At 43.3% G+C, this 11,500-nt stretch carries 9 protein-coding genes; 4 read left to right on the forward strand and 5 right to left on the reverse strand.

The annotated features are described in order from the left end of the window. Window positions 1-266 precede the first annotated feature (266 nt). From REIFOR_RS03335 to REIFOR_RS03350, 4 genes are all read left to right on the forward strand, one after another. Entirely contained in the window at window positions 267-1,100 is an 834-nt protein-coding gene (locus REIFOR_RS03335) for an ABC transporter permease (protein WP_100256214.1), read from the forward strand. Window positions 1,101-1,104: 4 nt separating this feature from the next. Further along, the gene (locus tag REIFOR_RS03340; protein ID WP_100256215.1) at window positions 1,105-1,929 is read left to right on the forward strand and encodes an ABC transporter permease; all 825 of its coding nucleotides are present in this window, start codon (window positions 1,105-1,107) and stop codon (window positions 1,927-1,929) included. A gap of 27 nt (window positions 1,930-1,956) precedes the next feature. Continuing rightward, on the forward strand, window positions 1,957-2,940 hold the full coding sequence (locus tag REIFOR_RS03345) for an ABC transporter ATP-binding protein (RefSeq protein WP_100256216.1): 984 nt from the start codon (window positions 1,957-1,959) through the stop codon (window positions 2,938-2,940). 358 nt (window positions 2,941-3,298) lie between these two features. Then, window positions 3,299-4,069, forward strand: a complete 771-nt coding sequence (locus REIFOR_RS03350; protein WP_100256217.1) for a hypothetical protein — start codon at window positions 3,299-3,301, stop codon at window positions 4,067-4,069. A gap of 718 nt (window positions 4,070-4,787) precedes the next feature. Here REIFOR_RS03350 and REIFOR_RS03360 read toward each other — a convergent pair. The 5 genes from REIFOR_RS03360 to REIFOR_RS03380 all read right to left on the reverse strand — a co-directional run bounded on the left by REIFOR_RS03360 (window position 4,788) and on the right by REIFOR_RS03380 (window position 11,492). Beyond that, the gene (locus REIFOR_RS03360) at window positions 4,788-6,491 is read right to left on the reverse strand and encodes a M16 family metallopeptidase (RefSeq protein ID WP_100256219.1); all 1,704 of its coding nucleotides are present in this window, start codon (window positions 6,489-6,491) and stop codon (window positions 4,788-4,790) included. Between the two features lie 330 nt (window positions 6,492-6,821). After that, the gene (locus REIFOR_RS03365) at window positions 6,822-7,547 is read right to left on the reverse strand and encodes a M16 family metallopeptidase (RefSeq protein ID WP_158524274.1); all 726 of its coding nucleotides are present in this window, start codon (window positions 7,545-7,547) and stop codon (window positions 6,822-6,824) included. Next, window positions 7,534-8,913, reverse strand: coding sequence for a M3 family metallopeptidase (locus tag REIFOR_RS03370; RefSeq protein WP_100256221.1), 1,380 nt, complete (start codon window positions 8,911-8,913; stop codon window positions 7,534-7,536). Before REIFOR_RS03370 ends, REIFOR_RS03365 begins: the two co-directional genes overlap by 14 nt. 11 nt (window positions 8,914-8,924) lie before the next feature. After that, window positions 8,925-10,028, reverse strand: a complete 1,104-nt coding sequence (locus REIFOR_RS03375; RefSeq protein ID WP_100256222.1) for a cupin-like domain-containing protein — start codon at window positions 10,026-10,028, stop codon at window positions 8,925-8,927. Window positions 10,029-10,055: 27 nt separating this feature from the next. Continuing rightward, a complete protein-coding gene (locus tag REIFOR_RS03380) occupies window positions 10,056-11,492 on the reverse strand; it encodes a TolC family protein (protein ID WP_100256223.1) in 1,437 nt (478 codons plus the stop codon). Window positions 11,493-11,500 lie beyond the last annotated feature (8 nt).

Below are 11,500 nucleotides of genomic sequence, written 5' to 3' on the forward strand. Positions count from 1 at the left end.
GGAAAAACATTGGTGGATTTTTCTAAGTTCAAAAAGGAGTTTGTATGAACGCAGATAAAGCCCATTCGTTCGAAAGGGCATCGGTACAAAAAAATTCGTTAGGACTATTCCCAACGCCAACGACCAAAAATAAAGTAGGCCGCTACTGCGCTATCTTGTGGGTGGCTTATTATTATAGGCGAGACATCAGGAAATAGAACTGCTTATGCCTGGCCATACTGCAGGTGAAGCATCCAACAGACCCCGATAATTAAATTGGATTAACAATGTTTTACCGACTCAAAGGGCCTTTTCTGGCCTCCTATTACGCAATATTTGCCTATAAGCTGAACACCCTTATTGGGTTGTTCACTCAGTTGGTGAGTTTTTTTATCCAATACTACCTGTGGTTGGCCGTATTCAAGTCACATCAAGGCGACTTCTTTGGCCTCGAACAGGGTCAGTATTTAACCTATATCTGCGGCGGCCTGCTCATTGGTCAACTGACCCAGCACGGTACCGATCGAACCCTATCGATGGCGATCCGGACCGGAGATGTCATTTTCAACCTAGTACGGCCGCTCAACATTGTCTTGCAGATGTTTGCAGCCGCGCTGGGCAGACAGGCTGCCATGGGCTATACCTTGCTTCCCCTACTGGTTGTTTTTCTTATCTATGTCGACCTGACCACCCTTAACGCCGCTCAATTGGGTTATTTCACCATTTCCCTAGGTCTGGCGTTCGTCCTCAGTTTTCAGGTGTCCTTTTTGTTTGGCCTGATCGCCTTCTACACCACTAATACCTGGGGCCTGTACCTGTTACGGATGAATCTATTCCCGATCCTATCGGGCCAGATCATTGCCGTGTCGATGCTGGCTGGCATTGCCCAAACCGGTGAGGGCTTGCTGAGTATGGTATCGGGAATATTCTATTGGCTGGCCTATGCAACGCCCTTGCAGGCCACATTCTTTACGCCCAGCTCAATTCTGTCGGGGATGATGGTTGGGCAAGAGATGTGGCTGCATATGGGGCTGCAAGTATGTTGGATTCTGTTGCTCTTGGTATTGAGCAGTCGCTTGTTCAATAACTTGATATCTAAATTCAACATACAGGGAGCCTGATGTTGTGAACTACCTAACAATATACTTTAAGATCATCGCGCTGCGCTTTATGGGCGCCGCCCAATATAAGTTGGACTTTGTAATAGGGGTGTCTGGCCTGGTTCTGCAGCAAATTGTGGTTCTGCTAACCGTTGCCATCGTGTTTGCCGGTGTCGATTCGCTCGCGGGCTTTAGCCTCTATGAAATCCTTTTTATCCTCGGGCTGTCGCAAATTATTCGCGGCATCGACCTAGCCTACAATGATTATGTGTGGGTGGAGGCCTTTGGCGGCTTCAGCCAAGGCTCGCTCTATTCCTATATGACCCGGCCGCTGCCGGTGTACCTGCAAATTATGAGTCAGCGCCTGAATATCCAAAGCACAGGGCCGATCCTCATAGGCTCCCTGATTCTCGCGACAGCAATGCGTGAGCTGAAGATGGATTGGGGCCTTATTGACTATGTGCTGCTGGGTTTCTTTATTGGTTGTGGTTTGGTCATCCTGTTTTCAGTTAAATTGCTTTGTGCGGTCATCGCGTTGTTCTTTGGCCGTAGTGGTGAATTGATGCAGGTGGTGCACGAGTTTGTAGAATTTATTCGCTATCCACTGACCATCTATGGCGTGGTCATTCAGGGCCTACTGCTGACTATCATTCCCTTTGGCATGCTGTCTTTTGTGCCCAGCCTGTATTGGTTTGTGGATCAGCCACTGCCACTGATTGGCCAGCTGGAATGGCTCAGTCGTACCCAAACGCTGTTTGCGTATTCAGCCGGCATAACGCTAATTTTCTTTCTGATATCTCAGTTGCTTTGGCGCAAAGGCCTAAGGCAGGCCGGGGTAACGGGAACATAATCAAATTATAGCAAAAGGGTTGGCCTAATGATTAGAGTAACGAACCTAACAAAAGACTATCAGGTCGCGATTCAAAACCCCGGCTTTCTGGGGTTTTTGAACGGCATGATTAGCCCAAAGTATCGGGCCATCCCGGCAATACACGAGGTTAGCTTTGATGTTAAGCGCGGTGAGATGTTTGGCATAGTGGGGCTCAATGGCGCGGGTAAATCAACCCTGATCAAGATGTTAACCGGTGTCACCACACCGACATCCGGCGAGCTCATGGTAAATGGCCTAAATCCCAGCAGACAGCGACTTGAATACGTTAAGCGAATTGGGGTCGTATTCGGCCAACGCTCACAACTGCTGTGGGACTTGCCGGTTGAACCGTCATTTCGGATGTTGAAAGAAATATACCAAATCCCAAAGGAGCGGTTTGAAGAGAACCTCTCCTACTACACCAAGATATTTGGTGTCGATGAATTTATCGCTACCCCTTTGCGGATGCTTAGCCTGGGTCAACGGATGCGGGCAGAGATTGTCGCCTCTCTATTGCACGATCCGGATATATTGTTCCTCGATGAGCCCACCATTGGCTTAGATGTATTGGTCAAGAAAAAAATCCGTACCGCCTTGCTGGAGATGAACAGATCAAGAAATACCACCGTTATTCTGACTTCCCATGACCTGGATGATATTGATCAGCTGTGTAACCGGCTGTTGATCTTAGATGCAGGAACGGTCAAGTACGATGGCAGTAAAGACGGCTTTATTGAGAAGTATCGAAGCAATAAAAAAATCACCTTCGTGTTGCAAGACGACTGCGTAGCAGAAGCATTCCATGCACACCCCATGCTTAGTGGTATAGACGGTGTGCACTGGAATGGCAACAGTGTGGTCATACCGGTTGAGCGAGAAGGGGACCAGGTGGCTCGGTTGATTCAGAAATTGATTGGTGAGTTGCCTACTAAGGATGTCTCGATTGAGGATAATTCGTTGGAGGATATTGTGGCTGAGTTTTATGATTAATTAACAACCCCGATATAATGGTGCCATCAGACCCCAACCACAAACCATACTCGCAGACGTGTTTCCTTTTCAACACGAAAACACCGAGATCTGAACCAGAGAAATCGAACAGTTGATTAGGCCTATCGAATAGGGGGTCGTCAGGGCACCTCTAAATCATAGGGGCCAGAGCCGTTGATTTGGTACTGCTTTTTAACTGTTCGCAATCGAGCGTGTCCAGCGTACAAAAAAAACTGACCCGCATTTACGCTCGGCCAACATCGGCGACATGAAAATCAAAGGCTCTGACCCTTTTGCTTTTGCCCGTACTGATAATTAACATTCATTGTTTACCATATCCAGAAAGGATGAATAGAATATGCAGCACAAAGATTTATTGCTTGTTCGACTAGAGGCTATAGGTATATCTTTAAGGGATAGTGGTCAAGCGTTAGCTTTATTGGCTTTAGGTTCGGTTGGTATTGAAACCGAAAGGCTGGATAACTATTCTGATTTAGACTTTTTTGCCATTGTGCAGCCGGGCTGTAAAATGCGCTATATCGATAACCTAGATTGGTTGATTAGTATAAAACCATTCGGTTACTGCTTCCGTAATACAGCCGACGGTTATAAACTGCTATTTGAAGATGGGGTGTTTTGCGAATTCGCTGTTTTTGAACCCCATGAGTTGGAGCATATTCCGTTTACACCAGGGCGAGTGATATGGCAAGAACCTCACTTTGATAGTCAAGTCTGCGCGCCAAGAATTAATCAAGGCCCAGAGCCTTCTGGCGATATTCAGTGGTTGATAGGGGAAGCGCTTACTAATATAGATGTAGGGATGTGTCGTTATAATCGTGGTGAAAAGCTTTCTGCAATGCGATTTATTCAACAATATTCTCTCGATAGAATATTGGATTTAGCTAGCCATAGTGAACCAGAAAAAAATGTACTAAAAGATCCGTTCGTGGTTGAACGACGTTTTGAGCAACGCTGCCCTGTGTTAGCCTCGAAGCTATCTTCAATGATGCAAGGTTATAATCACAGCCCTCAATCTGCGATGGCACAGGTGGCCTTTCTTGATGAGAAATTTGGTATTAACGATGCAATAAAGAAACAAATTGAGCGCTTGTGTTCGCAATGCTACTAAGTCGTAATATAAGTTGGACATGAGGAATATCCAACTAGTTAACCCAGCTACTATGATCTCTATAGGTGGCTCATTACTAATATCTGTGTTTTAACGCTAACTCTTGCCGAGTACCACCTCGACCGCAATACCCCCTAGCGCCGCAATGGTCACTCCCGCTAGCGCTGGTGTGGCCAGAATCATAGGGATCAGAGCCGTTGATTTGGTACTGCTAATTAGCTGTTCGAAGTCGTGCGTGTCTAACGTGCAAAACGAACCTGGCCTGCACTCACGCCCGGGCAACAGGAGCGACATCAAAATCAATGGCTCTGACCCTTTTGACTCGAGCAAGGCCGATATCTGACCTATATTGTATTTGCGGCGGCCTGTGGATTATCAACTACAGGGTATTGCGCCGCTATTTCACCAGTGAGGCTTTTCATGTTTTTCTCAGTATAGTGTACTAGTTTAGAGTCGCTTGTTTTTCTGTATTCATCCATTTCGTCCGCCTTAAGTTTCCCCGTTCGAGGCCCTAGCACCCATTTTTTTATTCCTTGAGTCGGTAACTCCCGGCCTTGATTTTAAACGTATTGGATTGTTACTCCTGTCGGTCCGGGATCACTGTGGCAATCACTTGATCGCTAAAGACTCCACCCTAATAAATGACATCAATAAAATTTATTCCATGATAACGAAGTTATTTCGGAGATGATATTTTTCCTTCACTCTAAATTCTGCCTTATGGTAACCAGGTCAATTGAGTTCGCACGGCTTCTTTACTTAGAAAACCACGTAGCGCATTTGTGAGAAAGCTAGGTGTGAAATTATTACTAACGGTTAAAGGTTCAAAGCTTTTTGCTACCTTACGCCCATAAATTTCAGCTCCAGAAATTACCGCCGCTTGCTGTTCGGCGGCGTTAAGCGCCTGTTTATGATCCGCTTCCATTGAATCTAGCCAGTTCTGCACTTTTAGTACAGGCGGCTGAATGGTGAGCAGTGCGGTAAGAGTAGAATCTATTTCCTCAATCAACTCTTTCGTATTCGCCGGGTCAGTATTGGTACTAATGATCAACGTATAGCTGTCTTGGAAGATTGTTTGTCCATCCAGTACCGCAGAAATATTATAGGTCAGGCCTGCTTTTTCTCTAATTGCTAAAGTCAATTCTTCCCTTACCCAAGAAGCCATGAGTGCCAACTCAACTTCCGTAAATTGAACCGCCTTTGTTTTGCTTAGCGAATATCTGAGAACCACTGAGGCGCTTTGCGTGCCGTTCCCACTAACGGCTAACGTTACGGAGCTGGTAGGGTTTGGATAGTTGCGGGTTTTTGATGGTGGAGTAGAATCATGCTCAGATTTAGCCAATGTTGCAACGGCACGAAGAACTTCACTTCTTACCTTATCAAGAGAAACATCACCTACTATGGCCAGTGTATAGTTTTGAGCGCCTTTGAAATAAGTGTCATAAATATTTTGAATTCCGTTTGGCGTAATGGATTCTAGTTCTTGGAGTTCCAGTGTTCTAAGAGCAGGGTCATTAAGATACAGGGCAGAGTCGACTATTCCCAGCCAATTTTTGCTGGATGAGTTCAAGTGTGCCTTCAGGTAGTTTTCATTTTGCTCCTTTACACTGTCCCAGGTTTTGGGGGAGACAGAGCCTTCCGTGAGTGAAACATGGAGTAGGTTAAGGAGGGTGTCTACTTCTGCACTGGTCGAAGAGGCCGAAATACCTCGACTAAAAAAGTTGTAGTAGGGCGTAAGAGTAATCGAGTGATTTCCGAGCCATTGCTGCAACTCAGTGCCATCTAGGTTTCTTAAGCCACTGAGACCAATTGCAGGAAGGGCTAGACGAGCAATGATGCTCTCCTCCGAAGACAATGCATTTAGGCCGTTTTTACCGACAAGCGAATAATAAACCTTACCTGGTGCTTGGTTACTGTATTTAAAATGCACCGTCATTCCATTGCCCAATGTCCAGGTTGTTATCTGATGTGCCGACTGTTCAGTTGAAATTATGGTCCCTTCCATGTCAGAAGAAATTGACCAGTCAATAGTCTTCTCTATTGGATCGAGCGAATTTTCTTCTAAAGTTATTTCTGCCTCCATAAGCCAGTTTTTTAGTTCGCTATGGTCTGGCTGGACTGTTGAATCATGGCCAATCAGCCATATATTAGGTTGATTGTTCGTTAACCCTTTTAAAGAATCACTCATCTCTTTGGTGGAAAATTTAGGTAACCTATTTTCAAGCAATGAAAGCCAATTTTTTTGGCCTACCATCGGCCAGCCTTCCAGAAAATGATCGGTTGCATCTGTGGCGAGTTGCTCTGCTGAATCCTGCTGAAGGCGCTCGTGTGTAAGAACACTATTCCTCCAGTCATTAAGTTCCGAAGGGGTTATACCGTTTAGAATGGCAATTCTTTCCGATTCAAGTAACTGGATCGCCAATTTCTGTTGGCCTTTCCTGAAACCAGCAGCTAATGTAATCTCAAGGAGCTCGGGCGAAATGTAATCCCATGAATAGTCAACCCATATGACGTCTCCATCGGTTTTACTTATTCGGGAACTGGCTCGATCCCCCCAGATTTCCAGTGCGCCCTGCCATTTAATATTTTCAATGAATGTCGATTCACTCTTAGTCGTTGGTACTTCAACAATGTACTTTAAAAGTACTTGTTCTTGGTTGGTATCTTCGTCAACTAGTAGTAGATAAACAGGAAAGGATGCAGGGTCCAGTTTAAAACTCGGGCTGGAATTTACAGTCTCTTCTGCCTGATGTCAAAAATGAGTGTAAAAAGAGTTATAGATTATCTTAGGATTGAAGTCACCGGCTGCTATAATCGCCATATTGTCGGGCTGATACCATTTTTGATAGAAAGCTCTCAAGGTTTGCGCGTTCGCATCACTTATACTGTCTACAGTACCAATTGGTTTTCGCTCTGAATATCTAGTATTTGAGTAATAAGCTGAAAATATTTTGTTCTGTATGTTATTTGTGGGGCTCTCTCTTAACCTTAACTCTTCTAATAATACAGGTTTTTCTAGCTGAATTTCTTCAGAAGAGAATTCAATATGGAATGCCCATTGCGACAAGAGTTCTAGTGCCGCGTTTAGTCGTTCTTCAGTAACATCATTCAAATGAATCGTATAGATTGTGCGGTCAAATGTAGTGAATGCATTGGAGTGGCTGCCAATCATGAGGCCGAGTTCATTTAGGCGGTTTTGCATGTTTGATTTTAGAAAACTAGCGGTGCCATTAAACGCCATATGTTCAACAAAATGTGCAAGACCCAGCTGGTCATCGGCTTCTTGTAAACTGCCTGTCTTTACAACTAAGCTAAGCGTTGCTTCATTGTTGGAGTGGCCATTCTTATTTGGCCAAACATATAAAGTTGGATAGTTTTTCTTGGTATATATATCGGCCTGGGTTTGAGTTTTATTTGTTGAATAACCTAGTAATAACAGTATGCCAAATACTGAAATTGCTTTGCTAAAAACCATCATAATTTTCGTCCTTTTTAATGTTTTCATTTATAAGATCAATAAAATGGGTGCTATTAGCTTGTTCTTTAGCAAAGGCATAAGTAGATAGATAGAATGGGGCACTGACCAAATGATGTATTTCCATCCATGCTGTCTCGAAGTTTTTATCAAAAAGTACATTCATACCATAAAATTTTCGGTTTATATTGACCCAAAGCGACGTTATATCTCGAGGGTTAGATAGGCCACTGGTGCAAACGGTGAGTTCAAAATCATGCAGCATTCTGTGCCGATAGTTCATTTCAATTTCTTGAACCTTGATAAAATTTTCGATGCTAGGCCTCATTAATGGAACGGTATTTCCGAGCCACAGCAAAAAAAAGTTCTCAAAGGACATTGCCCAGGTTTCACTCTGAATGTCGGTTAACGGAATGTAATGAATTGTAGATTGTCGGTGGATGGATTGATGGATGGCATGGCCTACCTCATGAGCCAATCTATTTAGCGTGGAGAAACTACCGTCGTAGTAAACTTGAATATAACTACCTAGAGGTGAGTCGATACAAAAATCTGGTTTGGTCTGGTCATTAAGTATTTTAAGCCTATTAGATAATAGTATGTCGTCAAGTATTTTTTTATATGAACGTCCAAGACTATTTAGTGCATCGCCAATGAGTCTTAGCGCCTCGGTGAGCGAAAACCAATATTGTTTAAACATGTTGGCTTCGAGCTTCCGAACTCTTTCTATTGAAGTGGGCTTGTTATCGAATGTCCCAATGATTTCATTAAAGTATTGCTGACTTTGAGTTGAGTATGGGCGAATAAGACGCAAATCTTCATGGGTCAGCTTATTTTCTATGGCTCTACTCTCAAGTAACCTAATATCCGGATCAATTTTAGTTCTTAAAATTAACGCATCGGTGAATGACAACTCTTTGTTATGCCATTTCTGCAACAAATCTCTATATTTTCGAACTACGTCCTGATACATACCATGATGAGTAAGCGCTTCAACCCAGTTTTGAATTTCTTTGTCGATTTTTCCAAGCGTATCATCTATGACTATTTTAAAATCGTAAATAATATTGGCAAACTGCTCGTTGATGCTTACTAACCAATATCCAGTTTCAGGTGATAAATTTGATGGTTCACCATTGAGCAAAGTTAGTTCCCTTGCGCTCCATACAGTGCTTAGTTGTTTATCCAATCTGACGATATTCTTGAATGTTAGGTTATGATCAATGTTTTTAATATTGTCCTTTAAAGACAATACATCGGTTTCCAATCTTGATTGCCATGCGACCGTACCGATTTCGTCTAGGATTATCCTAGCAGGCAGTAAGTCCCAATCTAAATACATGTCTATTTGTGCTCTATCGTTATACATAGGATGAGATCCTAGTGCCTCAAAAAATAACTGACTGAGAAAGTAGGGGAGTCTAGGCAGTAAACGGCATGAAACCATCCGGCAGGCTGAACAAGCAGTTCACCAGGATTTAGCGTAACCTCCACACTCCTCGCTTTTCGGAATAATGGGAATTTACCATAGTCGGGTTCCTCTGGTTTTACCCAGCAAGGTTGATAATTGTTATAAGCCTTCATAGGATACAGGTATGGGGCTTGATCTGGAGAGTATAAAACAAGCTTCTTGCGTCCCAGGATTTGATACAGGAATCCATCTAATGGGTCGTGATGCAGGCTACTAGCGGGAACATCAACAGGTACTGAACCCAACCAAATTTGTGGGGCGATGTAATCATCCAGTGAAAAATGATTGGGTAGGAAGTCATTGTGCATTTCTTCTGGAAGTGAACATCCTTCTGTATAAGCCTTGGTATGACCCTCGATTATTTTATTACTATCCAATTCAGTAGAGGTTATCCTATTCACAAATTCAGCGACAGTCTCTTCTTGGTCTGCGGATCGGACACGAAGTGGAACATTTCTATAATCGTTAACGAGTCGTTCTAGTGACCAATCACTCACCGGAACTTTTGTATAAAGGTCGGTAATTATTATAGGCCGGCTTTCAGCTATGGCTTCCAGTATCTGTAGTTCTGTAGGATTTGATACTCTGGCTATCTCATTCATACTATAGGATTTGGCATTGCGATTCTGGGCATAACCAAATCGCTCTAAAGTATCATTCGAGGGCCTTAAAAGAGACTTGGCAACCTGGTTAATTAAATCCAGCTCACCTTCTATCTTGATATTGCCGATAATATCCGGATCACGATAGTCCACATCCGTAACGTTCTTGATAATTAACTGTGCAGTTTGGATTGGCATTGTTAAGGTCGAATCAGGTCGATCTATGGCGCTGTGCGATACGGTTAGGTTTTGCTCAACGAAGCAAACCGCCATCGGGATCCTTAGGCTTTCAGTTGTGATGTAAAATTGAACCTTGCCTGAAGTTCCTTCCGGGTTTTCGAAGCCCTCTCTAATTAGATTCTCTAAAGACCTAACGGCTTCCGGTATATCACAATCTATTACGTCAGTCATTATACTTAATCTCCTTTTATATAGTAATTAATTTGCTAGGTATTCCAACCAGTCCCATTGTTCATAATATGCAAGGTACACTAGCTCACTTGCCAATTCAGATTTGTTCAATAGCGTGGCTAATTGGCGATCCAATAAATCCTGTTGTCTGAGTTGAACGTTCCTATAGCTAGATTGACCTTCTCCGTATCTCTTCAGCTCGTGATCCAATGCTTTTCCCGCAAGCTCGATGCCATAACTGTTTAATTCACCCTCAGCGATCAGATTCTCACTATTTTTCGTATGGAGATCGGCTTGCCATTCTAGCTCCCATAGGAGTTCAATCTTATCCCAATTGGCAATTGTGGCTTCCGCTCGTCTCAAAGCTTGTTGTTGCCTTGTTGGGTTGTTTGAAAGTGAGTATCTTAGCTCAACGCCCCATGCCTGACTTTGCTCATCCGGTAGTGCGTCACGGTATTTTTTGCTAATACGGTAATAGACTTCTAGGTCTGGCCAGTGGTCCCGTTGGCTAACATATTCTTCGATACTTGCCAATTCGCTTACTATGCTGGCTTGTGTGTATTCAGGGTGAGTAGTAAGATTTAAATTACCATCTAGGACAGGTGTCATGATATTTACTAGGGCTTGCATATTTATTTGCACTGGAATTGACGCGCTTTCATGGGTCCATTGCAATGTAAGATTTTGTTGGGATCGACTGAATCGATTTCTAGCGTTTTCAATAGTTTGCTTTTGGCGCCTGAAGTCGAGTACAGCTAACTCCAAGTCGATTGGTAGGTTACGTCCTTCAACAACCAGGACTTCAGTCGTTTTAATTATTGACTGTGTAAACAGAAGTTTGCTTTCCAAAACTTGAAGCCGATCGTAATCCTCCTGCATCGCGACATAGCCCAATAGAGCATTTCTAAGTAACTCAAATTGGTTGAACTCACTCTTTTGTCGGAAATGATTCCATTGAAGATCAGCTTTATGGGATTCACTTCGGTTGTATCCTGGTGAATTGTGTTTTAGCAAAGGTTGAGATATTTCCAAACTTAAGTTTTGAGCTTGCATAACATCTCCAGGGATGCCCTGGAGTGTCCTACCTACTTGACGGCCATACTGATGCTCAAGACCAATATTTATGTTTGTACCAATAAGTGATGTCCATTGTGCATCCAAGCCAGTCGTAACGCCGCTATCGATAGTACGAATTGACGATGAAAGGGACGCCGCATCGACCTCGTTAGTGACTTCATCGAAGGCGGTGCGAACAGAAATATCTGGCCACTTTTGCTTTCCGTGGCGTAATCTTAACTGTTCAAATTCGATATTAGCATTATATTTTTCTTGGGTTAGATGATATATAAGAGTGTCAATTAGGTATGAATTGAGACTCGGGTTTTCAGATGGGCTAGCCAGTAGCCAACCGCTGTAAATACTCGTAGCTAAAACTAGGATTATGAGCTTTTGTAATTTATTCATAAATGCTT

Origin of the sequence: Reinekea forsetii (assembly GCF_002795845.1) — a bacterium.
Taxonomy (GTDB): domain Bacteria; phylum Pseudomonadota; class Gammaproteobacteria; order Pseudomonadales; family Natronospirillaceae; genus Reinekea; species Reinekea forsetii.

Excerpts from the sequence above, each read along its gene's own strand:
- REIFOR_RS03370 (WP_100256221.1), bottom strand. The coding sequence starts at position 8,913 with ATGTATAACGATAGAGCACAAATAGACATGTATTTAGATTGGGACTTA.
- REIFOR_RS03345 (WP_100256216.1), top strand. The coding sequence starts at position 1,957 with ATGATTAGAGTAACGAACCTAACAAAAGACTATCAGGTCGCGATTCAA.
- REIFOR_RS03350 (WP_100256217.1), top strand. The coding sequence starts at position 3,299 with ATGCAGCACAAAGATTTATTGCTTGTTCGACTAGAGGCTATAGGTATA.
- REIFOR_RS03365 (WP_158524274.1), bottom strand. The coding sequence starts at position 7,547 with ATGATGGTTTTTAGCAAAGCAATTTCAGTATTTGGCATACTGTTATTA.
- REIFOR_RS03380 (WP_100256223.1), bottom strand. The coding sequence starts at position 11,492 with ATGAATAAATTACAAAAGCTCATAATCCTAGTTTTAGCTACGAGTATT.
- REIFOR_RS03375 (WP_100256222.1), bottom strand. The coding sequence starts at position 10,028 with ATGACTGACGTAATAGATTGTGATATACCGGAAGCCGTTAGGTCTTTA.
- REIFOR_RS03335 (WP_100256214.1), top strand. The coding sequence starts at position 267 with ATGTTTTACCGACTCAAAGGGCCTTTTCTGGCCTCCTATTACGCAATA.